Annotated in this window: 23 protein-coding genes; 12 read left to right on the forward strand and 11 right to left on the reverse strand. The window is 74.9% G+C overall.

Annotated features, from left to right (window positions below; all coding sequences use genetic code 11):
* Positions 1-209 precede the first annotated feature (209 nt).
* Positions 210-1,988: an alpha-keto acid decarboxylase family protein gene (locus tag HLA93_RS17985; protein ID WP_308128225.1), complete on the reverse strand. Its 1,779-nt coding sequence runs from the start codon at positions 1,986-1,988 to the stop codon at positions 210-212.
* 267 nt (positions 1,989-2,255) lie between these two features.
* Positions 2,256-2,741, reverse strand: coding sequence for a DUF1269 domain-containing protein (locus tag HLA93_RS17990; protein ID WP_246627036.1), 486 nt, complete (start codon positions 2,739-2,741; stop codon positions 2,256-2,258).
* Between the two features lie 126 nt (positions 2,742-2,867).
* Between HLA93_RS17990 and HLA93_RS17995 the strand changes: the two genes are divergently transcribed.
* A complete protein-coding gene (locus HLA93_RS17995) occupies positions 2,868-5,783 on the forward strand; it encodes an AfsR/SARP family transcriptional regulator (protein ID WP_222195816.1) in 2,916 nt (971 codons plus the stop codon).
* 339 nt (positions 5,784-6,122) lie between these two features.
* Here HLA93_RS17995 and msrA read toward each other — a convergent pair whose 3' ends face one another.
* Both msrA and HLA93_RS18005 read right to left on the reverse strand, forming a co-directional pair.
* Positions 6,123-6,635, reverse strand: a complete 513-nt coding sequence (gene msrA, locus HLA93_RS18000; RefSeq protein WP_222195817.1) for a peptide-methionine (S)-S-oxide reductase MsrA — start codon at positions 6,633-6,635, stop codon at positions 6,123-6,125.
* A 186-nt stretch (positions 6,636-6,821) separates the two neighbouring features.
* A complete protein-coding gene (locus tag HLA93_RS18005) occupies positions 6,822-7,253 on the reverse strand; it encodes a VOC family protein (RefSeq protein WP_222195818.1) in 432 nt (143 codons plus the stop codon).
* A 98-nt stretch (positions 7,254-7,351) separates the two neighbouring features.
* Here HLA93_RS18005 and HLA93_RS18010 point away from each other — a divergent pair, with 98 nt between their 5' ends.
* Entirely contained in the window at positions 7,352-8,419 is a 1,068-nt protein-coding gene (locus HLA93_RS18010; protein WP_222195819.1) for a helix-turn-helix transcriptional regulator, read from the forward strand.
* 156 nt (positions 8,420-8,575) lie between these two features.
* Positions 8,576-9,931: an aminotransferase class V-fold PLP-dependent enzyme gene (locus tag HLA93_RS18015; RefSeq protein WP_222195820.1), complete on the forward strand. Its 1,356-nt coding sequence runs from the start codon at positions 8,576-8,578 to the stop codon at positions 9,929-9,931.
* Between the two features lie 15 nt (positions 9,932-9,946).
* On the opposite strand, the gene HLA93_RS18020 is transcribed toward HLA93_RS18015, so the two are convergent.
* Positions 9,947-10,759, reverse strand: a complete 813-nt coding sequence (locus tag HLA93_RS18020; RefSeq protein ID WP_222195821.1) for a MerR family transcriptional regulator — start codon at positions 10,757-10,759, stop codon at positions 9,947-9,949.
* A 359-nt stretch (positions 10,760-11,118) separates the two neighbouring features.
* Between HLA93_RS18020 and HLA93_RS18025 the strand changes: the two genes are divergently transcribed.
* From HLA93_RS18025 to HLA93_RS18040, 4 genes are all read left to right on the forward strand, one after another.
* Positions 11,119-12,102 carry a VanZ family protein gene (locus HLA93_RS18025; RefSeq protein ID WP_222195822.1) on the forward strand — a complete coding sequence of 328 codons (984 nt, stop codon included), beginning with the start codon at positions 11,119-11,121 and terminating at the stop codon, positions 12,100-12,102.
* 4 nt (positions 12,103-12,106) lie between these two features.
* Complete coding sequence (locus tag HLA93_RS18030; protein ID WP_222195823.1) at positions 12,107-12,304, forward strand: hypothetical protein; 198 nt, start codon at positions 12,107-12,109, stop codon at positions 12,302-12,304.
* Between the two features lie 149 nt (positions 12,305-12,453).
* The gene (locus HLA93_RS18035) at positions 12,454-13,857 is read left to right on the forward strand and encodes a threonine/serine ThrE exporter family protein (RefSeq protein ID WP_222195824.1); all 1,404 of its coding nucleotides are present in this window, start codon (positions 12,454-12,456) and stop codon (positions 13,855-13,857) included.
* 267 nt (positions 13,858-14,124) lie between these two features.
* Positions 14,125-14,304, forward strand: a complete 180-nt coding sequence (locus tag HLA93_RS18040; protein WP_222195825.1) for a hypothetical protein — start codon at positions 14,125-14,127, stop codon at positions 14,302-14,304.
* Positions 14,305-14,383: 79 nt separating this feature from the next.
* On the opposite strand, the gene HLA93_RS18045 is transcribed toward HLA93_RS18040, so the two are convergent.
* From HLA93_RS18045 to HLA93_RS18055, 3 genes are read right to left on the reverse strand one after another with little or no spacing between them, the layout of a single operon-like run.
* Positions 14,384-15,226: an SDR family NAD(P)-dependent oxidoreductase gene (locus tag HLA93_RS18045; RefSeq protein ID WP_222195826.1), complete on the reverse strand. Its 843-nt coding sequence runs from the start codon at positions 15,224-15,226 to the stop codon at positions 14,384-14,386.
* Entirely contained in the window at positions 15,223-16,152 is a 930-nt protein-coding gene (locus tag HLA93_RS18050) for an alpha/beta fold hydrolase (RefSeq protein WP_222195827.1), read from the reverse strand. Before HLA93_RS18050 ends, HLA93_RS18045 begins: the two co-directional genes overlap by 4 nt.
* Positions 16,149-17,663, reverse strand: a complete 1,515-nt coding sequence (locus HLA93_RS18055) for a flavin-containing monooxygenase (protein ID WP_308128226.1) — start codon at positions 17,661-17,663, stop codon at positions 16,149-16,151. Before HLA93_RS18055 ends, HLA93_RS18050 begins: the two co-directional genes overlap by 4 nt.
* Before the next feature lie 82 nt (positions 17,664-17,745).
* Here HLA93_RS18055 and HLA93_RS18060 point away from each other — a divergent pair, with 82 nt between their 5' ends.
* From HLA93_RS18060 to HLA93_RS18075, 4 genes are all read left to right on the forward strand, one after another.
* Complete coding sequence (locus HLA93_RS18060) at positions 17,746-18,993, forward strand: PucR family transcriptional regulator (protein WP_308128227.1); 1,248 nt, start codon at positions 17,746-17,748, stop codon at positions 18,991-18,993.
* A gap of 69 nt (positions 18,994-19,062) precedes the next feature.
* Positions 19,063-19,836, forward strand: coding sequence for an ABC transporter ATP-binding protein (locus tag HLA93_RS18065; protein ID WP_222195830.1), 774 nt, complete (start codon positions 19,063-19,065; stop codon positions 19,834-19,836).
* The gene (locus HLA93_RS18070; RefSeq protein ID WP_222195831.1) at positions 19,833-20,597 is read left to right on the forward strand and encodes an ABC transporter permease; all 765 of its coding nucleotides are present in this window, start codon (positions 19,833-19,835) and stop codon (positions 20,595-20,597) included. Before HLA93_RS18065 ends, HLA93_RS18070 begins: the two co-directional genes overlap by 4 nt.
* A 26-nt stretch (positions 20,598-20,623) precedes the next feature.
* Entirely contained in the window at positions 20,624-21,445 is an 822-nt protein-coding gene (locus HLA93_RS18075) for a MerR family transcriptional regulator (protein ID WP_222195832.1), read from the forward strand.
* Here the strand turns inward: HLA93_RS18075 and HLA93_RS18080 are convergent.
* A complete protein-coding gene (locus HLA93_RS18080; RefSeq protein WP_222195833.1) occupies positions 21,424-21,999 on the reverse strand; it encodes a hypothetical protein in 576 nt (191 codons plus the stop codon). The genes HLA93_RS18075 and HLA93_RS18080 overlap by 22 nt on opposite strands.
* Positions 22,000-22,171: 172 nt before the next feature.
* Between HLA93_RS18080 and HLA93_RS18085 the strand changes: the two genes are divergently transcribed.
* A complete protein-coding gene (locus HLA93_RS18085) occupies positions 22,172-23,461 on the forward strand; it encodes a HupE/UreJ family protein (protein WP_222195834.1) in 1,290 nt (429 codons plus the stop codon).
* A 16-nt stretch (positions 23,462-23,477) separates the two neighbouring features.
* Here the strand turns inward: HLA93_RS18085 and HLA93_RS18090 are convergent, their stop codons facing one another.
* Complete coding sequence (locus HLA93_RS18090; RefSeq protein WP_222195835.1) at positions 23,478-23,915, reverse strand: MerR family transcriptional regulator; 438 nt, start codon at positions 23,913-23,915, stop codon at positions 23,478-23,480.
* Positions 23,915-25,390: a SulP family inorganic anion transporter gene (locus tag HLA93_RS18095; RefSeq protein WP_222195836.1), complete on the reverse strand. Its 1,476-nt coding sequence runs from the start codon at positions 25,388-25,390 to the stop codon at positions 23,915-23,917. Before HLA93_RS18095 ends, HLA93_RS18090 begins: the two co-directional genes overlap by 1 nt.
* Positions 25,391-25,528 lie beyond the last annotated feature (138 nt).

Raw genomic sequence — 25,528 nt, forward strand, 5'->3', positions numbered from 1 at the left:
CGGTGGCGCCGTCCGGCGTCCGTGCGACGTCCTCGGCACGGGGGCGACGGGGACGGGGCACGTGGTGTCCGGTCACGGAGATGGTCGCGCTGGCACGAGCTCGGCACCCCGTGCATTTCGTACAGTCCTGACCGGTCGCCACGCGGGTCGTGCTGCGGCGGCACGACGACACCGCCTGCAGCCACCCGTCCTCGCAGGAGCCCCACCGGTCAGGCGCCCGTGTTCGGTGCGCCGAGGGCGCGGGTGAGCGTGGCGAGCAGCACCGGGACGTCGTCGCGGGGGACGACCGCCTGCACGAGGGCGAAGCCACCGGGGTCGTCGGCGGCCTCGCGGTAGGCCTGCCGCAGCGCGCCGACGGTGCTGGCCCGGTCGACGCGGATCCGCTCGCCGCTGCAGAAGAGGCGGGCGAGGGCGGTCCAGTCCCAGCGGGTGACATCGTTGTACGGCTGGTCGGCGCCGTGGATGGCCCGCTCGACGGTGTAACCGTCGTTGTCCACCACGACCACGAGGGCAGGCAGCCGCTCCCGGAGCACGGTGGCGAGCTCCTGGACGGTCATCTGGGCGGCGCCGTCGCCGATGAGCAGGACACCGCGGCGTCCGGGCGCGGCGGCACCGGCCCCCAGCAGCGCGGGCAGCGTGTACCCGATGGAGGCCCACAGCGGCTGTCCGACGAAGGTCACGCCGGGCGGCAGCCGGTGCGGCGCCATGCCGTAGAAGGACGTCCCCTGGTCGGCGAGGACGACGTCGCCCGGGCGCAGCGCGGCCGTGGTCTCCCGCCAGAGCGCGGCCTGGGTCAGCGGGGCGGAGTCCTCGTCGGCCGGTCCGGGGGGCGGGTCCTCCGGTGGGGGCATCGGACCGGTGGGGAGGGCCGCGACCAGCGGGCGCAGCGCGGCGAGCGCGGCCGGCAGCTCCAGCGGCGCGAACACGGCTGCTCCGACGCGCGCCGACCGCGGGGACAGGTCGATGGTCCGGGCGCGGGAGATCCGCTGGCTGGACAGGCCGCTGTTGAGGTCGGTGAACTGCACGCCGGCCAGCACGAGCGCCGCGGCGTCCTCCACGACCGCCCGGGTCGACTCCGAGCTGCCGGCCGCGCCGGCGTAGGTCCCGGCGAACCCGGGGGCCGCCTCGTCGACCAGGCTCTTCGCCCACGGGGTGGTGGCGTGCGGCAGGGGTCCGGCGGCGAGCAGGCCGGCGAGCTCGTCCACCGCGCCGAAGCGGTGCACGAGGAGGCCGGCGAGCACCGCGACCCGGTCGGTGGACCCGGCCCCGGCGAGGAGCTGCGCGGCGGCGGCGGTGAAGGCCTCGAGCACCTCGGGGTCGGTGCCGTCGGCGTGCAGGGGGAGGGGCGCAGTCGCACGTTCGGCGGGCAGTTCAGCGACGTCCGCCGGGACGAGCAGGTACCCGGGCAGCCGGCTGTCCCGGACCTCGGTGAGCACGCGGTCGATCTCCTCGACGGCGGTGCCCGGGGCCAGGACGGCCCGGGCGCAGGTGATGTCGGTGTGCATGGCCACGAAGTGCCCGAACGTCCCGTCGCCCAGGGTGTGGTGCAGCGCGCGGTGCTCGGCCTGCCGCGCCAGCGCGGGGGCCCCCACCACGTGCACCACGGGCACGTGCTCGGCGTAGCTGCCGGCGACGGCGTTGATCGCGCTGAGCTCACCGACGCCGAAGGTGGTGCACAGAGCCGCCAGACCGCGCAGCCGCGCGTAGCCGTCCGCCGCGTAGCCGGCACCCAGCTCGGTCACGCACCCGGTCCAGCGCACGGTCGGGTGTCCGGTGACGTGGTCGAGCAGCCGGAGGCTGTAGTCGCCGGGCACACCGAACACCCGGTCGACGCCCAGCTCGGCCAGCCGGTCGACCAGGTGGTCGGCGACGGTGTAGGGGGCTGCGCCCACGATCGGTGCGTCGGCTGCCTCCGGGGTGGCCACGCCGGTGGGGTCCACGGTGGTCACGTCGGCGGGCTGGGCTGCGTCGTCCTGAGGTGCCTGCACGGCCTGGGGTCCTCTCTGCGGCCGGCCCGGAGGACCAGCAGCCCGGGGGCGGTCCGCCGGACGTGCGGATGCTGCGGGACAGGGGTCCAACCCCGCTCCAAACGGCGACGGGACGAGCCGGCAGCCGGCTGGAACGGCGTCGGAGGGGTTCCCGCGGCGGCGGCCCTGCGATCACAGCGCCATCGCAGCGGGGCGACGCCGATCCAGGGGAGGACCCGTGACCGACGCCTGCCCGGGCGGTGACGGGCGACCTCCGATCGGCGGAGCTCAGCCGGCGAAGACCCGGCGCATCCTGCGGAGCTGGTCGGCGGTGAGCTCCGCGCGGGTCAGCGACGGCCGCAGGACACGCAGCGCTCCGTCGGCGGTCTCGCACGCCTGCTCCCCGGCCAGCACGGCCAGGGCCGTGGTGCCGCGGGTGGTCACCCGGCGGACGTCGGCGGTGAAGGCGTCGGTGACGCCGACCCCGGCCAGCCCCGCGCCCAGCCCGGTCGCGGGCTCCCCGTCGAGCTCCTGGAGCGCCGGGAGGAGGAACACGACGGCCAGCAGGACGGACCAGAAGTCGCCGCCGACCGCGTCGTGCAGAGCGATGCTGTGCAGCTCCCGGACGTGCGGGCGCCTCCCGCCGGGCGCCCACGCCAGGACGGCCCCGTCGTCCACGGACACCGTGCGGCGGGCACTGAGCACGCCGAGTGCGTGCTCGGCACGCCGAGCCGAGTCCCCGTCGGGGAAGGTCCACACCGCCAGGCTCGCCATCACCGTGCCTCCGTCCCGTCGTCCTCGCCGTCCGTACCGGGTCAGCCTGCGGGCGACCTCTCCAACGACTCTGGAACCGCGTCGAAGACGCTGGTCGGCAGGGGGTGGTGCTCGTAGGGTGCCCTCGTGCGGTACCGGGATCTCGGCCCCTTGGTGATCGAGGTCGACGGTGCCGACCACCCGCCGCCCGGGCCCAAGCCCGCAGCGCTCCTCGCCGCCCTGCTGGTGAACGTCAACCGGCGGGTGTCCGTCCCGGCCCTGCTGGAGGTCGTCTGGGGCGACCACCTCACGGCCAAGGCGGAGGCGACCCTGGAGTCGCACGTCTGGCGGCTCCGGCGATTGCTGGAGCCCAGCCGTCCCCGTGGCCGGGCCCCGGCCGTCCTGGTCAACGACAGCGGCGGCTACCGGCTCCTCGCACGCCCGGAGCAGATCGACTCGGCCCGCTTCGAGCAGCTTGCCGACGAGACGCGCACCCTGGCCGGGGCCGGCGACCCGGCCGACCTGCTGGCGCGGTGCGAGGAGGCGCTGGCCCTCTGGCGCGGCGCCCCCTACCAGCAGGTGGCCGAGCAGGAGTGGGCCGCCCCGTTCCTGGCGCGCCTGGAGGAGATGGCCACCGAGCTCCGCGAGCGGCGCATCGACGCACTGCTGGCCACCGGGTCGACGGACCGGGCCCTGAGGGACGTCGCCGGGCTGATCGAGCAGACGCCGTTCCGCGAACGGCTGTGGGCCCAGCGGATGCTCGGGCTGTACCGGGCCGGCCGCGTCGAGGAGTCGCTGCAGGCCTACCGGCGTGCCCGCGACAAGCTGCTCGACGAGCTCGGCGCCGAGCCCGGCACGGACCTGCAGACCCTGCACCGGCGCGTCCTGGACCAGGACCCCGCGCTCGACCTCCCTCGGCCGGTGGGGGCCGGGACGCGCACGGGACCCGGCGGATCCCCGGACGGCGTGCCCCCCGACGGCGTCCCCGCGCGGGCGACCCACCCGGTGGAGGTGCACCTCCCCGCCCGCGCCGACCCGCTGATCGGCCGGCGGTCCGACCTGGATGCGCTGGGCGACCTGGTGACGACCAGGCAGCTGGTCACGGTGACCGGAGCGGCCGGCTGCGGCAAGACGAGGCTCGCGGTCGAGGTGGCCGCCACCGTCGCCGGGGCCTTCCCCGACGGGGTCTGGTTCGTCGACCTCGCGGCGGTCGACCGGCCCGAGCTGGTCCTCGACGTCGTCGTCACCACCATCGGGTTCGCCGCACCGGCGGTGGGCAACGTCGTCGAGGCGCTGCGCAGCTACACGCGGGACCGGCGGATGCTCCTCGTGCTGGACAACGCCGAGCACCTCCTGCCCGCCGTCGCCGACGTGGTCACCGCCGTGCAGGCCGACGACAGCAGGTGTGCGCTGCTGGTGACCAGCCGCGAGCCGATCGCCACCGGTGGTGAGCTCATCTGGCCGCTGGGGCCGTTGCCGTTCGACCGGCAACCGGACCCCCTCGTCCCGGAGCCGACCGCGGACACCGAGGAGCCGGCACCGGCGGTCGAGCTCTTCCTCGCGCGCGCGCAGGCGGCGGACCCCATGGTGGTCATCGACGAGGAGGCGATGCAGACCGTGCGGCGCATCTGCCGGCGCCTCGACGGTCTCCCGCTGGCCATCGAGCTGGCCGCCGCCCGGGTGCGCTCGGCGACGCTCCCCGAGATCGCCGAGCAGGTGTCGGCCGACGCCAGCGCCCTGCGGCGACTCGGCCGCGCGACCGCCGACCACCGGCAGAGCGTGCGGGCGGCGATCGAGTGGAGCCACCGCCTCCTGAGCTGCGAGGAGCAGGCGGTGCACCGCCGGCTGTCGGTGCTGCCTGGTCCGTTCACCCGGCCCGCTGCCGCGGCCGTGGCCGGGGTGGACCCGGTGGCCACAGCCGACGTGCCGGAGCTGCTGGCGATGTTGACGCACCGGTCGCTGCTCACCCCGCTCCGGGCCGGACGGGCAGGCGGTCCGTCGCTGTTCAGCCAGCTGGCCACCGTTCGGGGGCACGCCGCCCACGCCTTGACGGCGGCCGACGAGACCGACGCCGCCGTGCGCCGGCGGGACGCCTGGGTGGCCGGTCTGCTGGCCGGCCGGCCGCGGGTGAGCCGGCCGGGTGGCGACTTCTACGACGCGGTCGCCGACGCGTACCCGACGGTCCGGGCGACGCTGCATCGGGTCCTGGTCGACGAGCCGGACGCCGCGGCCGGTGGCCTGCTGTCGGCCCTGACGATGTTCTGGTACTACCGGGCGCACTCCCTGGAGGGCCAACGCTGGCTGCGGCTGGCGCTCGGGCGGCACGAGCTGACCCCGCCGGACGCTGCGCTGGCCCACCTCGCGCTCACCGCGCACGCGCTCCTGCGAGGCCGGTCCGACCTCGCCGGGCCCCACCTGGACGCGGCGCTGGGCCTGGTCCCCACCGTCCCGGGCGACCGCCTGGTCGACCTGGCCGAGGTGATGGGCGCCGTCGCGCTGGCCGCGGAGCTCCAGCAGGCGTACGACCAGACGGAGCTCCTGCTCGCGGCGGTCGCCGAGCTCGCTGCCGCCACCGGCGACGCCGACGTCGCGCTGGTGTCGACGGCCCTGGCGCTGTTGCCGACCCCGTCCGCGGCGGGCGACCACTCGGCCGACGAGGCCGACGACCTCCACCGGCAGGCGTGCGCCGAGGAGAACGGGCTGGCGGCCTGGGTCGCGGCCACCGCCGCGGCGCGGCGGGCACGCACACCCGAGGACGCCCTCCGGTGGACCGACCGGCAGGTGGAGCTCCAGGTGCTGCTCGGGGCGCAGGACAGCGGCCTCCTCGCGGAGCTGCGCGCCGGTCTCATGGTGGCCGCCGGGCAGGACCGCGACGCCGTCCGGTTGTTCGCCGCCGCCCGGCTGTACCTCCGCCGGGCCGGGCTGAACTGGCCGATGATCCCGACCACCCGCGAGCTCATGCGGCAGGCCCACCAGCGGCTCGGCGCCGTCGCGTACGAGCAGGCCTGGGACGAGGGCGGGCGACGCCAGGCGCCGGAGCTGATGGCCGAGCTGCGCGGCTGACGTCCGGCGACCGCCGGCCCCGAACTCGGTACCGGGCCGAGGGCCGCACGGCCACCACCGGACGGGGATGGAGGACCGGACCCGGACCACCCCGGGGGAAGCCCCGCTCCAGCGCGCAGCTGCTGCAGCAGCGCGGCGTGCCGGGGCCCCACCTGATCGCGAGCGTTGATCATCACACCCCGCGCGGCGATGCTCGCGCGGCTGTCGGGGATCGACGCCCAGGCGGGGACCAGGTCGAGGAGCGCCTCGTCATCCACTCCGTCCCCTGGTCGCACCGAGGACCGCGATCAGGCGTCCCGGCGTGCTCGTCCGGGACGCCCGATCAGGGACCTCAGGTCATCAGGCGGTCTGCGCCTCGCGGCGAGGGAGCACCCAGTCGGGCCGCACGTAGTGGCAGGTGTACCCGAAGGGGATCTTCTGCAGGTAGTCCTGGTGCTCCTCCTCGGCCTGCCAGAACGCTCCGGCCGGCTCGACCTCGGTGACGACCTTGCCGGGCCAGATGCCCGAGGCGTCGACGTCGGCGATGGTGTCGAGCGCGACGCGCTGCTGCTCGTCGCTGGTGTAGAAGATCGCCGAGCGGTAGCTGCGACCGATGTCGTTGCCCTGCCGGTCCTTCGTCGACGGATCGTGGATCTGGAAGAAGAACTCCAGCAGCTCCCGGAACGAGATCACGTCGGGGTCGAAGACGATCTCCACCGCTTCGGCGTGGTCGCCGTGGTTGCGGTAGGTGGCGTTCGGGGTGTCACCTCCCGAGTAGCCGACGCGGGTGGAGAGCACGCCCGGGCGCTTGCGCAGCAGGTCCTGCGCGCCCCAGAAGCAGCCGCCGGCGAGGATCGCGGTCTCAGTGGTCATGGGTGCCTGCCTCTCTGTCGAGTACGCCGGGACAACACCGCGACCGGTGTCGGTGCTTCCCTCCCGCTCACCGATGCCGGCTCCTGGCCCGGGCGGCGGGTCCGGGGAACGGCAGGACTCTGGGCAGTGCGGTCCACCGGGCGCTGGGAGCGGGGGAGTGGTGGCACCCCGCCCCCAGCGCAAGGGTCAGCCGTTGTAGGGCGGGAGGACGTCGAGCACCCAGGTCACGCCGAAGCGGTCGGTGACCATCCCGTAGAGCGGGGCGTAGCCGGCCGGGGCGAGCTCGGCCCGGACCGTGCCGCCGACCACGAGGGCCTGCCAGTACCGGGTGACCTCCTCGGTGTCGGTGCCGCGCACCGAGACGTAGACAGCGTCGGTGCCGGCGTCGAAGGCCCGCTTCGGGGGGACGTCGAAGGCCATGACGGCGAAGCCGTTGGGGGCCTGGACGCCGCCCCACTTGACCTGCTCGGCCACCGCGCCGTCGGCGTCGTCCCGCTCGTCCCCGCCCTGGGCGAAGGTGAAGGCCATGACCTCCCCGCCGAAGACGGCGGCGTAGAAGTCCAGCGCCTCGCGGGCCTGGCCGCGGAAGTTCAGGTGCGTGGTGGTGGTGATGCTCATGTCGGTCTCCTCGGTCCCGCCACCCTCGTGGTGGCGACGACAGGAGACTCGCAGCGGTAGCGGACAGGAAACGTCCTCTACTTTCGGCATCATGGGGCATGCCCGAGAAGAACGGCACCTCGTCCCGGTTGCTGACCCTGCTGTCGCTGCTGCAGGCCCGCCGCGACTGGCCGGGCAGCACCCTTGCCGAGCGGCTGGACGTCACCCCACGCACCGTGCGCCGGGACGTCGACCGGCTCCGCGCGCTGGGGTACCCCGTCCAGGCGTTCAAGGGCCCCGACGGTGGCTACCGCCTGGACGCCGGCTCCGACCTGCCGCCGCTGCTGTTCGACGACGACCAGGCCGTCGCCCTCGCCGTCGCCCTGCAGCTGGCCACCACCAGCGGCGCGGGGATCGGCGAGGCCGCCGCTCGCGCGCTGACCACGGTCCGCCAGGTGATGCCCGCCCGGCTGCGGCACCGGGTCGACGCCGTCCAGGTCACCCCCGTCACCCCAGGCGCCGGTCCCGAGGTCGGTCCGGGGGTCCTGGTCGCGTTGACGGCAGCCATCCGCGCCCGCGAGGTCGTGCGCTTCGACTACGCCGCCGGTGGTCAGGCGGCCTCGGTCCCGGGGACGGGCGAGCCCGGGCCGGCCCTCGGGAGCGACACCTTCCGCCCGCCCCGGCGAGCAGAGCCGCACCACCTGGTCACCCGGAACGGCCGCTGGTACCTCGTCGGCTTCGACCTGGACCGGGCGGACTGGCGTACCTACCGCTGCGACCGGATCACCCCCCGCACCCCGAACGGGCCACGCTTCACCCCCCGCGAGCTGCCCGGCGGTGACCTCGCCACCTTCGTCAACGGCGTCTTCCGGGGCAGCCCTGCCGGCGCCGACACCTGGCCGTGCACCGGCACCGTCGAGCTCGGTCTGCCGGCCGACCGGGTGGCCCCGTTCGCCCACGACGGCGTCGTCGAGCCCCTCGGCCCCGACCGCTGCCGGCTCACCCTCGGCGCCTGGTCCTGGGTCGGCATCGCCGCCGCCGTGGCCCGGTACGACACCGACGTCCTCGCGGTCAGCCCTCCGGCTCTCGCCGACGCCTTCCGCACGCTGTCCGCCCGGTTCGCCTCAGCCGCCTCGGTCGCGGCCGCCCCCGCCGGGGCCGGCCCTGACGGCTCCGACCGGCCGTGACGGCTCGGGCCCTCGTGCGGTGTCCTCGGCTGCTCGTCGCGCCTTGAGTCCGTCCCCACCCAGCGCTGGGCGAGGGGGGGTCCCGGCGGCCGATGGGGTGTCGTCGCCCGTCGTCCGGTGTCTGTGGTGAGAGGCTGCCGGGCGGTCACCCCGACGGTGACCGGTGATGACGGGAGCCCGGTGGCGATGACGTCCTTGTTCGGCACGGGAGACCTCTCCCAGCGTGACCTCCTCATCGGCGCCGACCTGCGGGTCGCCGTCCAGGGTGAGCCGCGCCGGTACGTCGACCTCGACGCCGCGGCCACCACGTCGGCCTCGGCGGGCGTCCTCCGTGCCGTGCAGGAGTTCCTGCCGTGGTACTCCAGCGTCCACCGGGGCGCCGGCGCGAAGTCGCAGTACACGAGTGCCCGCTACGAGCGGGCCCGGGAGGGCCTCCTCCGCTTCGTCGGCGCCGACCCGGCCACGCACGTGGCCCTCTTCCCGAAGAACACCACCGAGGGCCTCAACCTGATCGCCTTCCGGCTGGGCCTGACCCGGGACGACGTCGTCGTCACCACCGCGGTCGAACACCACGCCAACCTGCTGCCCTGGCGGCGGCACGCGCAGCTGCGGGTCGTCGACGTCGACCGGTCCGGCACCTTCGACGTCGACGCCGTGGTCGCCGCCCTCGACCAGCGGCCCACGCCGCGGGTGCTGGCGGTGTCCGGAGCGTCCAACGTGACCGGCTGGCTGCCCGACCTCGCCGCGATCGCCGCGGCGGCCCGTGACCGGGGCGTGCTCGTGGTGGTCGACGGGGCGCAATTGGTGCCGCACCGCCCGGTGGACGTGGTCGCGCTCGGCATCGACGTGCTCGTGTGGTCCGGGCACAAGATGTTCGCCCCGTTCGGCGCGGGCGGCCTGGTCGCCGACCGACGGCTGCTCGCCGACGGCGAGCCCTTCCTCGTCGGGGGCGGTGCGGTGAAGGCGGTCTCGGACACCGACGTCGTCTGGGCCGACACCCCCGACCGGGACGACGCGGGCACGCCCAACGTCGTCGGCGTCGTGGCCCTCGCCGCTGCCGCCGAGGAGTTGGCCGACGCGGGGGAGCGGAACCGGCTCCACGAGGACCTGCTCGTCCGCGCGCTGGACGACGAGCTCGCCACCGTTCCCGGGCTGCGCCGCCTGGGGCCCACCTCCGGCGACCGCCTCCCGGTGGCCGCCTTCGTCATCGACGGGATGCCGCACCGGGAGGTCGCGGAGCGGCTGGCCCGGGAGCACGGCATCGGGGTCCGCAGCGGGTGCTTCTGCGCCCACCCGTACCTCAGCCGACTGTTCGGCCTCACCGCCGGCGAGGTGCAGCAGTTCCACGACGACGCCCGGGCCGACCGCACCGACCGGCTGCCCGGCGCGGTCCGCGTGAGCTGCAGCGCAGCCACCCCGCTGGCCGACGTCGCCACGCTGGGGGAGGCGCTGCGCGCCCTCGGCGCCCACTCCCCGCAGCTGACCGCGGCGGACGTCGGTCAGCTGCGCTGACGTCGGGCCGGGGGCTCAGCGCGGGGCCACCCGGAAGACGGGCCAGCCGATCTCGGTGCGCCACTCGGCCGGGTGGGGGGTGTCGCGCGGACCGACCAGGTAGGTCTCGCGCACCGGGCCGGCCACCGCCAGCGCGTTGGCCACCACCCACCTGCCGAGCTGGCCGTACGTGACGTCGATGTCGTCGTGCTCTCCGACGTGGACGGTGACGGCGAGCTCGGCCGCCGGCAGGGTGACCGGGTGCACCCGGCCGCTGCGCGGCGGGTTCGCCGTCGGCCGGTACACGAGCACGTGCCCGTGGCCGTCCTCGAACAGAGCGTTGTCGTACAGCCCGCCCGGGGCGCCGCTGGGCTCGGAGACCACGGCGTCCAGCTCGGCCATGGCGCCGGCGTACCAGGCGAGGACGTCGTCGTGGTGCACGTCGTCCTCGACGGCGGCCACCGTGACGGCCGGCACCGCACTCAGCTCGACGTCCAGCGGCGCCGGCTCCGGGCGGAGCAGCCGGCGCAGCGACACCACCGCGGCGCGGGTGCGGTCCAGCTCGGACTCGAGTCGCTGCAGGTGGTCGGCGACCAGCGCGGCACGGGTGCCCGGGTCGGGCGAGCGCAGGATGCGCTCGACGTCGGGCAGCGGGACGTCGAGCTGGCGCAGCCGGTGGATGACCTGGGCGGCCGGGATCTGCTCCGCGTCGTAGTACCGGTAGCCGGTCGCGTGGTCCACCGTCGCCGGCTCCAGCAGTCCGGCGTCGTGGTAGCGACGCAGGGTGCGCACGCTGAGGTGGGTCAGCCGGGAGAACTCGCCGATCGACAGCACGCGTGCACTCTGCACCCTCTCCCCGGGGGAGGGTCCAGTGCTCGACCCACCGGTTGCAGGACGGCGCCCGGTCGGTGCTGGACCGCACCGGCAGCGATCCACCCCAGCCGGAGGGCTGGGCGGTGCAGCGGGCGACCCGGGCGAGCGCAGTCCGGTCGTGGCCGCCCTCGCGGAACAGGGCCTCGGCGGGGCCGGGATCGCCGGGGGGTCCTCGTCGGCGGCGCGCTGGTGGTCCTGCGGGAGCTGCAGTGTGGACGTGTCGTGGGTGTATGCGAAAACGCAGACGCTGCTGCCACGCCCGGCCGACTGCACTGGTACCCGTCCACCAGTTCCCGTGCCGCAGCGGCTCTGCCGAGCGGGGGAGGAGTCCTCCCATGCCCACCACCGCCCACCGTGTGACCACGACGCCGCATGTCCGTGGCCCAGGCCTGCTCGTGCCGGCCGCGCTCGTCGTGCTGCTGGCGATCGGGGTCGTCACGCTCGGCCCGTCCTGGTTCGTCGCCGACGCCCGCCGCGCGGTGACGGCCGGTGTCCAGGCGCTGGCCGCCCCGTGGCCGGGCGCGGTGCACCGGGCGCAGGTCGAGGCCGTGGCGAACGTCCTGCTCTTCGTGCCGGTGGGTGCCCTGGCGGCGCTCGCCCTCCGGCGGTCCGGTCCGGTGCTGCCGATGGCCCTCGGGGCCGGGGCGTCGGTGCTCGTCGAGCTGGCGCAGACCGCGCTGCCCGGCCGGGTGCCCGACCTCGTCGACGTGGCCACCAACACCACCGGCGCCGTCCTGGGGGTCGTGCTCGCCACCGTGTGCCTGGCCGTCCGGCGCCGGCTCAGGGATCGGCGACCCCGGCGGTGGGTGCTCTCCGCGCTGGTCGCCGCACCGCTGCTGGTGGTGGGCCTGGCCGGGTGCTCGTCGGGCGGCGGCGTGCTGACCGCCGAGCACGGCCACGTCGAGGAGGGGGAGGAGCTGTCGGCGTTCGCCGACGTCCCGGCCATCACCCGGCTGGACGACGCGCTGCGCCGAGCGGTCCAGGACGCGGCCCGGGAGGCAGCCGCCGACGGGGTCGAGCTGCACGTGTCCAGCGGATGGCGCAGCGCCGCCTACCAGCAGTCGTTGTTCGACGCCGCGGTGGAGCGGTACGGCAGCCCGGAGGCGGCGCGGGAGTGGGTGCTGGGCCCGGAGGAGTCCTCCCACGTGACCGGCGACGCGGTCGACATCGGTCCCACGGACGCGATGAGCTGGCTGACCCAGCACGGCTCGGACCACGGGCTCTGCCAGACCTACGCCAACGAGATGTGGCACTTCGAGCTCGCCGTCGAGCCCGGTGGCCAGTGCCCCGCGGCGGCGACCGACCCCGCCGCGGGCTGACCCCGTGCGCTCTGACAGCGAACCGGCCAGCGTCGTCGCGGCCCGCCAGCTCGCCGCCGAGGCACACGCGCGCCGTCTCGTGTCCGCCCGGCCCGGTCGCTCCCGTCCTGCAGCGCGCGCCGGGACCGGGTCGGGGGACGACGTCGCGGACCGCGAGGTCCCGGTGACCGGCGGCGCACGGGAGGGACGCCGCGACCGTTGACCCGCAGTCCCGGTGGGCCATCCGACGGCCGGGCCGTCGGGGTCGCTGTGGTGGCGGGCGGACGTGCGGCGGGCGCGTGTACCGAAGACCACAGCCAGTTCACCGGCCGTCACCCGCGGACCCCTGGCGCCGCTGCCTAGCCTGGCGGCGTGTACCCCACGCCCCCGGACCGGAGACAGCGGCTCGCCGGCCTGCCGGACAAGGCGCGGAGGGCGGTCGCCGGCTCCGGGCCCCCGACGGAGCCCTTCACGCTGCGGACCCAGCCCAGCGCGGTCGACGCCGCCACCGCGCACGTGGCGATCAAGCTGGCGCTGCGGATCGGTGAGTCGATGATGGCCGTCGGGGCCTCCGCCGCCGACGTGACCGCCGCGGTGCTGCGGGTGGCGGCGGCCTTCGGGCTGAACGACTGCCAGGTCGACGTCACGTTCACGTCGCTCACGATCAGCTACGACCCCGACGACGCGACACCGCTGGTGCTGATGCGCATCGTGCGCCCGCGGGGATCGGACTACACCCGACTGCGCGGGATCACCGACGTCGCAGCTGCGATCAAGACCGAGGGCCTGACCGTCGGTGACGCGCACCGCCGGCTGGACGACGTGCTGTCCGCCCCGCACCCCTACCGGCGGCAGATCCACGCCCTCGGCTGGTCGGGCATGGCCGGCTGCGTCGCCTTCCTGCTCGGCGGCGGCTGGCTGGTGGCCCTGGTCGCCCTGGTCACCACGGCGACCATCGAGCAGATGATCCGGGTGCTCGGCCGCCGCGGCCTCCCGACCTTCTTCCAGCAGGCTGCCGGCGCAGCGGTGGCCACGGGTGCTGCCGTCCTCCTCGTGGTCGCGGAGGTCGAGGTCCGCGCCTCCCTGGTGGTGGCCGCCGGGATCGTGGTGCTCCTGGCGGGCCTGTCACTGGTGAGCGCCGCCGAGGACGCGATCAGCGGCTTCCCGGTCACCGCCGCGGCGCGGGCGTTCGAGGTGCTGACCCTGACCACCGGCATCGTCGTCGGCATCGCCGCCGTGCTGGACCTGGCGCAGCGGGCGCAGGTCCCGCTGCGGGTGGTCGACCCGTCGACGTCCAGCGTCCCGTACGCCGTGGCGCTGGCCTCGGCCGCCGGCATGGCCGGGTTCTGGGCCCTGGCCTCGCACGCCCGCCCGCACGCGATCGGCGTCGCGACGGTCGCCGGCGCGCTGGCGTGGACGACGTCGTCGGTGACCGGCTCGTTCGGCGCGGGTGCCGCGGTGTCGAGCGCGGCGGCGGCCGTGGTCGTCGGCTTCCTGGGGGAGGCCCTGCCCGATCGGCTGCGGGTCCCCCCGCTGCTGGTCGCGGTGTGCGGGATCGTCCCGCTGCTGCCCGGGCTCACCATCTACCGGGGTCTGTTCGCGATCGTCGTGGAGACCGACGTGTTCAGCGGGCTGAACGCGCTGGTGGAGGCCGCGGCCATCGGGCTCGCCCTGGCCGCCGGTGTCGTGCTCGGCCGGTACTTCGGCCGGCCGCTGGGCGGCGGGCGCGACCGGTTCGACCGGCGGGTGCGACGCCGGGCGACCAGCACCGGCTGAGGTCGGTGGCGGGCCCGGGCCCGTCGACCGCGCCCTCCTGCTGGTGGGGGTCCACCGGACGGCCCGCCGGCCGCGTGACCGGTGTGCGCCGAGGGCGTCCTGCGGCCGGCCGGGCCGCCACCGTTGCGCCCGGGCGCCGACTTCATTGCGATGCCGTGTCGGTCGCGCCGGCGGTGTCGTGTCGCCTGGCGGCCGGCGTCCCCGGCGGACCACTCTGCGGTCACCGACGCAGCAGTGCAGCTGCCGTCCCACCGTGGAGGTGTTCTCGTGTCCGAGCTCCTGGACCACTCGGTTCCCCTGCAGGCCAGCGCGCTGGCCCGGATGTCCTGCTGTGTCGCCTGCGGCGGGCAGTCGGTCGGCGACCTCCCCGGCGAGTTCGACCCCCGGGAGTGGGTGGCGGGCCTGGTCTGCCTGGGGTGCGGCCACCACTGGTCGGTCAGCTGCTGATCAGCGCCTGCCCCCGACGCACCGCCGGGCGGCACCCGGCACGGCCCCATGGGCGGTGCCCGGTGTCACTGGGCAGGCGTCACGAGGGAGATGCCCGCCGCTGCAACCGGGCGGCGATCCGCGGGTAGGTGGCCGGGAACAGCCGCACCAGCAGGTCGACGGCCTTCGCGTCGTTGCCCACCAGGATGCGCGGCTTCCCGGCCTCTACGCCGTCGACGACGATCCGGGCCGCCTGCTCGGCCGGCATCCGGAGCAGCTTCTCGTTGTAGACCCGCATCCGCGCCTCGTCCTCGGGCGTCACCTGCCCGTCTGCCCGGGAGTGCTCGAACGCAGCGGTGGCGATGTTGGTCCGCACCCCGCCGGGGTGCACGACGCTCACCTGCACCGGGTGCCCGGCCAGCAGCATCTCCGCGCGCAGCGCCTCGGTGAACCCGCGGACGGCGAACTTGCTCGCGCTGTAGGCGTTGATCGACGCCTGGGCCATGATCCCGTTCAGGCTGGACACGTTGACCACGTGGCCGTCGCCGGAGGCGATCAGGTGCGGCAGGAACGCCTTCGTCCCGTGCAGCACGCCGAACAGGTTGACGCCCAGGATCCGGTCGTAGTCGGCCCAGTCGCTGTCCAGCACCGGGCCGCCGCCGGCGACCCCGGCGTTGTTGTAGACCTGGTGGACGACGCCGAAGTGCCCGGCCACCGCGGCCGCGTGGTCGACCACCGCGTCGCGGTCGGTGACGTCGAGGCGGGTGCTGTGCACCTGTGCGCCGAGGGCCTCCGCCCGGGCGGTGGTCGCGGCCAGCCCGGCCTCGTCGACGTCGGAGACGGCCAGCCGCGCGCCGCGCCGGGCCAGCTCGAACGCCAGCTGCCGGCCGATGCCCGACCCGGCGCCGGTGACGACGGCGACCTTGCCCTGCACGCTGCTCATCGGGGGGCTCCTGCGGTCGGGAGCGGAGCGCCGGTGCTCCGCGCGAGGTCGGTGGTCAGCTCGACGAGCTGGTCGACGACGCCGGGGGCGAGGTGGTGGCCCATGCCGGTGATCTCCACGTGCCGGGAGCCCGGGATCGCCGCCGCGGTGGCCCGGCCGCCGGTCGGGTGCACCATCCGGTCGGTCGAGCCGTGCACCACCAGCGTCGGTGCGGTGATCCGCCGCAGCTCCGCGGTGCGGTCGCCTGAGGCGTGGATGGCGCTGATCTGGCGGGGGACGCCGGCCCGCGCGCGCAGGCCGCCGCCGCGGTCCCACAGCCCGATGGCCCAGGCCCGCTCGAGGTCGTCGTCGGGCAGGAACTGCGGCGAGCCGATGTGCCCGAGCAGCGCCAGGTGCCGCTGCACCGACTCCTCGACCGTGCGCGCCGGGGGCCTGGCCATCCGCAGCAGCGTCGACCGGGCCGGCTGGCCGACCCGCCGGTCGCCGGTGGTGGAGAAGATCGAGGTGAGGCTGGCGACCCGGCCGGGGTGCCGGGCGGCGACGGTCTGGGCGATCATCCCGCCCATCGACATGCCGACCAGGTGCACCCGCTCGACCGCGAGGTGGTCGAGCAGGCCGACGGTGTCGGCGGCCATGTCGGCCAGGTCGTAGGCGTCCGGCCGCGGCCGGGCGAGCAGCTGGCGCAGCCGCCCCGGTGGTGGCGTGGCGATCGAGCTGGACCGGCCCACGTCCCGGTTGTCGAACCGGACGACCCGGAAGCCGCGGTCGGCGAAGCCGTCGACCATCCGCTGCGGCCAGGAGGTCAGGTCGATGCCGAGGCCGGCGACCAGCAGCAGCGGGACGCCGTCGTCCGGGCCGGCCGTCCGGTAGCAGATCCGCGGGCCGGCGGGCAGGTCGACGAACCGGTCCGGGTCGGCGGCGGTCACGCGGCCACCTCCGCGGCCGCGCCGCTGCGGGTGAAGACGAGCTCCGGGTCGACGACGCTGTCGACCCGGAGCAGCTTGACGTCCGACCGGTAGTCCATCGAGGTGAGCCACGGCATCCGGTCGCCCTGCCGCGGCAGCTGGTGGACAGCCCGCTGGACGTAACCGGCCGCGAAGTCGAGGAACGGCCGGGTCGGCATGTCCGGGTCGCTGGGCTCGGGGCGGACGCTGTCGTAGCCGTGCGCGTCCAGGTGGCTGAGCAACCGGGTGAAGTGCTCGCAGAGCAGCCCGATCTTCAGCGTCCAGGAGCTGTTGGTGTAGCCGACCGCGAAGGCGAGGTTCGGCACGCCGGACAGCATCATCCCCTTGTAGGCGACGGTCTCGGGCAGCCGCACCTCGCGGCCGTCGACCGTGAGCCGCACCCCGCCGAACGCCTGCAGGGCCAGCCCGGTGGCGGTGACGATCACGTCGGCCGGCAGCTCCCGGCCCGACGCCAGCAGCACCCCGGTCTCGGTGAAGGTGACGATCCGGTCGGTGACCACCTCGGCGCGGCCCTCCCGGATGGCGCGGAACAGGTCGCCGTCCGGAACGGCGCACAGCCGCTGGTCCCACGGGCCGTACGGCGGGTTGAAGTGCTCGTCGACCGGATAGCCCTCGGGCAGCTGCTTGGCGTTGACCCAGCGGATCAGCTTCCGCGCCCGCTCCGGGTGCCGCTGGCAGAACTGCCAGACCAGCCGGCCCTTGGCGATGTTTTTGCGGCGGATCAGCGGGTGGGCGCGTTCGTCGCCGAGCACCCGGCGCAGCCGGTTGGCCAGCTTGTCCTCGGCCGGGACGGGCATGACGTAGCTGGGCGTGCGCTGCAGCATGGTCACGGCCGCGGCGGTCTCCGCGAGCGCCGGGACGAGGGTGACCGCGGTGGCACCGCTGCCGATGACGACGACGCGCTTGCCGGCGGTGTCGAGGTCCTCGGGCCAGTGCTGCGGGTGCACGATCTGGCCGCCGAACCGCTCGCGCCCCTCGAAGTGCGGGGTGTGGCCCTCGTCGTAGCGGTAGTAGCCGCCGGCGACGAACAGCCAGCCGCAGGTCAGCGCCGTCCGGTCGCCGGTGTCGGTGCGCTCCATCTCGACGGTCCACCGGGCCTGCACCGAGGACCATGCGGCGGCGACCACCCGCGAGTGGAAGCGCACGTGGTCGTCGATGCCGTGCTCGGCGGCGGTGCTGCGCAGGTAGTCCAGGATGCGGTCGGCCCCGGCGATGGACTGGGGGTCACGCCACGGCGCGAACTCGTAGCCGAAGGTGTGCAGGTCGGAGTCCGACCGGATGCCGGGGTAGCGGAACAGGTCCCAGGTGCCGCCGGTCGCGGCGCGCGCCTCCAGCAGCGCGAAGGTGCGCTGCGGGTGGTCGCGCTGCAGGTAGTACGCGGCGCCGATGCCGGAGAGGCCGGCCCCGACGATCAGCACGTCGAGGTGCTCGGGGGCCGTGCGGGGGCCGGGGGCGTCGTCGAGGGGCGGCACCCCTCGACCCTGGGTGACCCGGGCCACTGCCGGCCACCGCGGTCTGCACATGGATCGGCGGCGGCTGGTGCACGATGCACCGGTGACCCGGGACTGGACGCCGCCGTCGCCGACCGTCCGCGAGCTCTTCCGGCGCGGCGCCGAGATCGCCCTGGACCCGCGGGCGGACTGGGTGACCGAGCTGCACACCGCCGCGCTCAGCGGCGCGGGCATGCGGCCGGTCGCCGAGGACCCGGTGCTCGCCGAGGGCACCCGGCGGGCGAACCTGGCCAACCTGCTGCACTGGGCCACGGCCAACGTGCAGCGGCCGGGGGAGCGGGTGCCGGTGGCGCTGGGGCCGGAGGTGCTCGACGGGGCCCGCGACCTGGTCCGGCGCGGGCTCGACCACGTCGGTCTGGACGCCTACCGCACCGCCCAGGGCGTGGCCTGGCGCCGCTGGATGGACATCTGCTTCGACCTCACCGCCGACCCGGCGCAGCTGCGCGAGCTGCTGGACGTCTCGGCGCGGTCGATCACCACCTTCATAGACGACACCGTGGCCGCGGTCGCCGCCCGGATGGCGACCGAGCGCGCCGAGCTCACCCGCGGCGCGCACGCCGAGCGCCGGGCGACGGTGTCCCTGCTGCTGGAGGGCGCCCCACTGGCCCGGGCCCGCGCCGAGGCGCAGCTCGGCTACGGGCTCACCGGACCGCACACCGCCGTCATCGTCTGGCGGGGCACCGGTGGTGGCGGGCCCGAGCAGCTGGAGGCCGCGGCCGAGGCGGCGATGCGGGCCAGCGGCGCCACCCGGCGGCTGACCGTCGTGGCCGGCGCCGGGGCGCTGTGGGTCTGGCTGCCGGTCGGCCGCGCGCCCGAGGTGACCGCGCTGACCGCGGGCCTCGCCGGCGCCCCCGACGTCCGGGTGGCGGTGGGCCGGCCGGGCACCGACGTCGAGGGCTTCCGGCGCAGCCACCTGGACGCGGCGACCACCCAGCAGATGCTCGCCCGGCTCACCTCGCCGCAGCAGGTCGCCCGCCACCAGGACGTGCAGCTGGTCGCGCTGCTCACCAGCGACCGCACCCGGGTGGAGGAGTTCCTCGCCGACACCCTCGGCGACCTGGCCGGCGCCGACGCCGACACCCGCGACACGGTGCTCGGCTACGTCCGCGAACTGGGCAACGCCTCCCGGACGGCGCAGCGGCTCTACACCCACCGCAACACCGTGCTGCGCCGGCTGGCCCGCGCCGACGCCCTGCTCCCGCGGCCGCTGGCGGAGAACGCGGTGGCCGTCGCCGCGGCGCTGGAGGTGCTCCGCTGGCGCGGACCGGGGCCCGAGCGGCCGGGCCGGTGACCGGGGCGGGACGTGAGCCCGCGAACCGCGCTTGACCTTGACGCAGGGTCAGGGCTGCACGCTCCCGCCATGACCACTCCACCAGCCATCGCGATCGCCGGGCTGACCAAGTCCTTCGGCGACCAGACCGTGCTCGGGGGCGTCGACCTGCGCGTCCCCGCGGGCTCCGTGTTCGCGCTGCTCGGCTCCAACGGCGCGGGCAAGACCACGACCGTGCGGATCCTGTGCACGCTGCTCCGCGCCGACGGCGGCACGGCCACCGTCAACGGGTTCGACGTCGCCACCCAGCCCGCCGAGGTGCGCGGCTCGATCAGCCTCACCGGTCAGTTCGCCGCCGTCGACGAGCTGCTCACCGGCCGGGAGAACCTGGTCCTCGTCGGCCAGCTGCGCCACCTGCCCGAGCCGGGCCGGACAGCCGACGACCTGCTCGCCCGGTTCGACCTCACCGAGGCGGCCGGCCGCCGGGTGGCGACGTGGTCGGGCGGGATGCGCCGCCGCCTCGACATCGCGATGAGCCTCATCGGCGAGCCGCCGGTGCTCTTCCTCGACGAGCCGACGACGGGGCTGGACCCGCAGTCGCGGCTCGAGGTGTGGGCGACGGTCCGGGAGCTCGCCGGCCGGGGCACCACGGTGCTGCTCACCACCCAGTACCTCGACGAGGCCGAGCAGCTCGCCGACCGGATCGCCGTCCTCCACCAGGGGCGGGTCATCGCCGAGGGCAGCCTCGCCGAGCTCCGGCAACTGCTCCCACCGGCCACGGTCGAGTACGTGGAGAAGCAGCCCTCGCTCGAGGACGTCTTCCTCGCGATCGTCGGCTCCGGCCAGCAGGAGACGGACCGATGACCACCACCTACGTCGTCCGCGACACCACGACCCTGCTGAAGCGGTCGCTGCGGCACGTGCTGCGCAGCCCGGACACGATCCTCACCACCGCGATCACGCCGATCATCATGCTGCTGCTGTTCGTCTACGTCTTCGGCAGCGCGATCGACGTCGGGAACGGCCGGTACGTCGACTACCTGCTGCCCGGGATCCTGCTGATCACCATCGCCTCCGGGATCGCCTACACCGCCTTCCGGCTGTTCACCGACGTCTCCAGCGGGATCTTCGAGCGGTTCCAGTCGATGCCGATCGCCCGGCAGTCGGTGCTGTGGGCGCACGTGCTGACCTCGGTCGTGGCGAACCTCGTCTCGCTGGTGCTGGTCGTGCTCGTCGCGCTGGCGATGGGCTTCCGCTCCGGCGCCGGGCTGCTCGCCTGGCTGGGGGTCGCCGGCATCCTGGTGCTGTTCACCCTGGCGCTGACCTGGCTGGCCGTCATCCCGGGGTTGACCGCCACCTCCCTCGACGGGGTGAGCGGGTTCTCCTACCCGCTGATCTTCCTGCCGTTCATCAGTTCGGCCTTCGTGCCGACCTCGGGGATGCCGGGCCCGTTGCGCTGGTTCGCCGAGCACCAGCCGGTCACCCCGATCGTCAACACCCTGCGCAGCCTCTACGCCGAGCAGCCGGTCGGCGACGACGGCGTCCTCGCCGTCGCGTGGTGCGTGGGCCTCCTGCTGGTGGCGTACCTCGTCGCGATGGTCACCTACCAGCGGAAGATCGGCTGACACCACGAGAGGGGAGGCCCGGCGACGTGCTGACGATCAGCCAGCTCGCGTCCTACGCCGGCGTGACGGTGCGCGCCGTCCGGCACTACCACGCCAAGGGCCTGCTGCCCGAGCCCGGCCGCGACCAGTCGGGCTACCGCCGCTACGACGCCGCGGCGGTGGTGGAGCTCATCCGGATCCGCACCCTGGCCGAGGCCGGCGTCCCGCTGGCCCGGGTCCGGGAGCTGCTGGTGGCCGGCGAGGCGGAGTTCGCGGCGGCGGTCGACGAGGTGGACCGCCGCCTGCGCGCCGAGATCCGCGACCGCCAGCGGCACCGGACGCGGATCGCCCGGCTCGCGGCGGGGGAGAGCCTGGTGCTGCCGCCGGTGGCGGTCGCCTACGTCGACCGGATGCGCGAGCTGGGCTTCCCCGAGCGGCTGGTCGAGATCGAGCGGGACAGCTGGATCATGATCGCGGCCCAGGTGCCGGAGCAGCTGCCGGCGATGATGGCCATCAAGCACCGGCAGATCGAGGACCCGACGCTGCGCCGGCTCTACCTCGACGTCGGGGAGCTCGCCGACTGCACGGCCGACGACCCGCGGCTGCCCGCGCTCGCCGACCGGGTGGTCGCCTTCATCGAGGCGGCGGTCGCCCAGGCCGACGTGGACGACGACGCGGCGGGGCAGCCGGTCAGCGACGACCTGGTGGCGCTGCTCGACGAGGCCTTCGTCGAGCACTTCCCCTGCGCACCCCGGTTGTTCCGGCTGCTCGAGCAGCGCGGCTGGACCGGCTGGACGAACATCCGGCGCACCTGCCCGGAGCCTGCGGGGGCCGCTCTCGGGCGGGCTCAGGCGTCGAGGCCCGAGTAGGTCGGGGTCGCCTCCTCGCCGTCCCAGGTGACCCGGAACTCGAACGCGGTCTCCAGGTCGGCGAGGTACTGGTCGGCCTCCTCCTGGGTGATCGTCCCGTCGGCCAGCAGGGTGTCGATCGCCACGGCGTACTTCGCGACCATGCCGTCGATCAGCTCCTGCGGGTCGACGCCGAGGTCCTCGGCCACCTCGGCCAGGCCCTGGCCGGCCTCCATCCGGACGTGCAGCTCCTCGTGGGTGATGCCGAGCACCTCGTCCAGGACGTCCTGCACCGGCTGGTGACCGCGGTGCAGGTCCAGGCTCGGGTCGCCGTAGGCGTCCTGGACGAGCGCGACCAGCTCCTCCTCGGTCGTGACCGAGGAGACGTCGACCGATCCGCCGGGGCCGCCCTGCCCGCCGCCGGGCAGCCCGCCACCGCCGAACCCGGCCGCTGCCGAGCTGGACGTCGACGTGTCACTGGAACCGGCCGCGGTGTCGGTGGTGGACGTGCCGCAGGCGGCGAGGGAGAGGGTGGCGGAGAGGGCCAGGGCGGCCACGGCCTTGCGGATCTTCACGGGAGCTCCTGTCGGTCGCGGTCGTCGGGGGACGACGCGGGGTGTGGTGACCACGCTCGACGGCGGGGCTCTGTGCACCACGTGCGTCACCTGTGCGGTCCCTGGGTCCTCCCTGGACGACCCACACGGCGTCCTCAGCGTGGGCACAGCCGGCCCGGTCACGGTCGACGCCATGACGACGCGCACCCTCCGTGCCCTGCTGTCCCGGGTAATGGCCACCACCGCGCTGAGCGGTGTCGCGGCCGGGGGCGTGGTGCTGCTGGCCGCCGGCCAGGCCCAGGCGCACAGCCTCACCAGCAGCACGCTGTCCGTGCGGGTGGGGGATGAGCAGGTCGAGGCCACCGTCTCCGTCGCCGCCGACACCCTCGACGCGGTGCTCGGCGAGGCGGCCACCGACGCGGCGGTGACCGGCTACCTGGCCGACCACCTGACCGTCACCGGCAGCGACGGCAGCGTCTGGGCCGAGACCTGGTCGCCGGTGGTGCGCGAGACGGTCGAGGGCATCGACTCCTACCGCGTCGACGTGATGCTCGACAGCGGCGGCGCCGACCCGTCGTCGTTCACCCTGGCCTACGACGGCGTGATCGCCACCGACAGCTCGCACGAGGCGGTGGTCGTGCTGACCGACGCCGCCGGGGACATCTCCACCGCCGGCGTGCTCTCCGCCACCGACGACACCCTCGTGGTCGGTGACGCGGCCGCCACCGGGCTGACCGACATGGTCGGGTACGGCCTGCACCACGTGCTGGAGGGCGCGGACCACCTGCTGTTCCTGCTCACCCTGCTGCTGGTCGCCCCGGTGGTGGCGGTCGGCGGCCGGTGGCGCCGGCGGGACGGCGTGCGGCCGACCCTCGGCGCGGTGCTGGCGGTGGTCACCGCCTTCACCGTCGGGCACTCGTCGACCCTGCTGGCCTCGGCGCTGGGCTGGGTGACCGCGCCCAGCGCACCGGTGGAGGTGCTGATCGCGGTGTCGGTGGGCGTCGCCGCGGTGCACGCCCTGCGCCCGCTGGCCCGCCGCGGTGAGGTGCTGGTGGCCGGGGGCTTCGGCCTGGTGCACGGGCTGGCCTTCGCCGGCATCCTCACCGACCTCGGGCTGGCCGGCGTCACGTCGGTGCCGGCGCTGCTGGCCTTCAACGTCGGGGTGGAGCTGGCTCAGCTGCTCACCGTCGCGCTGGTGTTCCCCTCGCTGTACCTGCTCTCCCGCACCCGCTGGTACCCCCGCGTCCGCGTCGCCGGTGCGCTCCTGGCGCTGGTCGCCGCGACGACGTGGGCGCTGGACCGGCTCGGCTGGCTGGCCGACCCGCTGGCCGGGGTGGAGGAGACGCTGGTGGCCCACCCGTGGTGGGTCGTCGTCGGGGTGGCGCTCCTGGCCCTGGCTGCGCGGGCGACCGACCCGCCCGTCGGCCGTGGTCGCTGGGCGGCCCGGCGGGCCGTCCCGACGTCGGCGGGGCCGACCCGGTAGCGACGCGGCCCCGCCGTCAGACGGGGCGGTGCGTCGTCAGCTGGGCCGCCAGCGTGTCGGCGAAGCCCTCGGCGACGGCGAGCTGGTCGCGCAGCGCGGTGACCCGGGCGACGGCGGCCTCGTGGAACATCTGCAGCCGGTCGACCAGCGCCGTCCGGTCGCCGCCGGCCTGGCCGAGGTCGTGCAGCAGGGTGAGCAGCTCCTGCATCTCCTCCAGCGAGAAGCCCAGCGGCTTCATCCGCTTGATGACCTCGAGCCGTTCGACGTCCTGGTCGCTGTAGAGCCGGAAGCCGCCGTCGCTGCGGGCGGTCGGCACGACCAGCCCGGTCTCCTCGTACCAGCGGATCGTGCGCAGGCTCAGCCCCGTGCGCTCGGCGACCTGACCGATCTGCATCAGCCCGTCCCGCGCGACCTCCGGGGCCGCCGGGTCGGCGGGGCCCTTCCCGGCGGGCATCAGTGACCGCTCAGCTGACCGGCGTGCCGCTGGTAGCGGGCGGCGGAGTGGTCGCTGAGCCCGACCACGGTGGCGGTCTTGCCGCGGGTCTCGTACTTGTGGGTGATCGCGTCGAGCGCGGCCACGGTGGAGGCGTCCCAGACCTGCGCGCCGGAGAGGTCGATGACCACCTCGTGCGGGTCGCCGGCGTAGTCGAACTGGGTGTACAGGTCGTTGCTGGAGGCGAAGAACAGCGCGCCGCGCACCTGGTAGACCCGGCGCCCGTCGGTGCCGGTGGTGGCGGTGACCTGCACCAGGTGGGCGACCCGGCGGGCGAACAGCACGCAGGCGACCAGCACGCCGACCCCGACGCCGATTGCCAGGTTGTGGGTGGCCAGCGTGACGGCCACGGTCGCCAGCATCACCGCGGTCTCGCTGCGCGGCATGGTGTGGATGGTGCGCAGGCTGTGCCAGTCGAAGGTGGCGATCGACACGAAGATCATCACCGCCACGAGCGCGGCCATCGGGATGATCGCGACGACGTCGCCGAGCACCACCACGAGCACGAGCAGGAACGCGCCGGCCAGGAAGGTCGACAGCCGGGTGCGGGCGCCGGACTTCACGTTGATCATCGTCTGGCCGATCATGGCGCAGCCGCCCATGCCGCCGAACAGGCCGGAGGCGATGTTCGCGGTGCCCTGGCCCCAGGACTCCCGGGTCTTGTTCGAGGGGGTGTCGGTGATGTCGTCGACGAGCTTCGCGGTCATCAGCGACTCCATCAGGCCGACGAAGGCGATCCCGAGGGCGTAGGGCGCGATGATCGACAGCGTCTCGAGCGTGAACGGGACGTCGGGCAGCAGGAGGAACGGCAGCGTGTCGGGCAGCTCGCCCTGGTCGCCGACCGTCGGTACCGCGATGGCGGCCACGACCGTGATCACGGTCAGCACGATGATGCTGACCAGCGGCGCCGGGACGACGGTGGTCAGTCGCGGCAGACCGAAGATGACGGCCAGCCCGGCGATCACCATCGGGTAGACCAGCCACGGGACGTCGATCAGCTGGGGCAGCTGGGCGGTGAAGATCAGGATCGCCAGTGCGTTGACGAAGCCGACCATCACGCTGCGCGGGATGAACCGCATCAGCCGGGCGAAGCCGGCCAGGCCGAGCAGGATCTGGAAGACCCCGCCGAGGATGACCGCGGCGAGCAGGTGGCCCAGTCCGTGGTCACGCACCAGCGGGGCGATGACCAGGGCGATCGCGCCGGTGGCAGCGGTGATCATGGCCGGGCGGCCGCCGGTGAAGGAGATGACCACGGCCATCACGAACGAGGAGAACAGCCCGACCCGCGGGTCGACGCCGGCGATGATCGAGAAGCTGATCGCCTCGGGGATCAGCGCGAGCGCGACGACCAGGCCGGCCAGCACCTCGGTGCGGGCGACCGAGGGCGAGAGCCAGCTCGGGCGGCGGAGGGCAGGACTTGCAGGCAGGGAGGACATGCCACCGTTCCGGGTCGTGCGCGAGGGGGCGCAGGTGGAGCCGGAACAGCGGTGGTCCGGGCGAGGACGGCCAGCGGCCGTCGAATCCGGACCAACATAACCCTCACGTCAAGGAAGGGTTGCCCTCGGTCACCGGAC

The organism is Modestobacter italicus (genome assembly GCF_019799965.1).
GTDB classification, from domain to species: Bacteria; Actinomycetota; Actinomycetes; order Mycobacteriales; family Geodermatophilaceae; genus Modestobacter; species Modestobacter italicus_A.

Coding starts and splice junctions, on each gene's coding strand:
- HLA93_RS18010 (WP_222195819.1), top strand. CDS start 7,352: ATGCCCGAGAAGAACGGCACCTCGTCCCGGTTGCTGACCCTGCTGTCG.
- HLA93_RS18090 (WP_222195835.1), bottom strand. CDS start 23,915: ATGCCCGCCGGGAAGGGCCCCGCCGACCCGGCGGCCCCGGAGGTCGCG.
- HLA93_RS18065 (WP_222195830.1), top strand. CDS start 19,063: ATGACCACTCCACCAGCCATCGCGATCGCCGGGCTGACCAAGTCCTTC.
- HLA93_RS18005 (WP_222195818.1), bottom strand. CDS start 7,253: ATGAGCATCACCACCACCACGCACCTGAACTTCCGCGGCCAGGCCCGC.
- HLA93_RS18045 (WP_222195826.1), bottom strand. CDS start 15,226: ATGAGCAGCGTGCAGGGCAAGGTCGCCGTCGTCACCGGCGCCGGGTCG.
- HLA93_RS18070 (WP_222195831.1), top strand. CDS start 19,833: ATGACCACCACCTACGTCGTCCGCGACACCACGACCCTGCTGAAGCGG.
- HLA93_RS18095 (WP_222195836.1), bottom strand. CDS start 25,390: ATGTCCTCCCTGCCTGCAAGTCCTGCCCTCCGCCGCCCGAGCTGGCTC.
- HLA93_RS18085 (WP_222195834.1), top strand. CDS start 22,172: ATGACGACGCGCACCCTCCGTGCCCTGCTGTCCCGGGTAATGGCCACC.
- HLA93_RS17990 (WP_246627036.1), bottom strand. CDS start 2,741: ATGGCGAGCCTGGCGGTGTGGACCTTCCCCGACGGGGACTCGGCTCGG.
- HLA93_RS18025 (WP_222195822.1), top strand. CDS start 11,119: ATGCCCACCACCGCCCACCGTGTGACCACGACGCCGCATGTCCGTGGC.
- msrA (WP_222195817.1), bottom strand. CDS start 6,635: ATGACCACTGAGACCGCGATCCTCGCCGGCGGCTGCTTCTGGGGCGCG.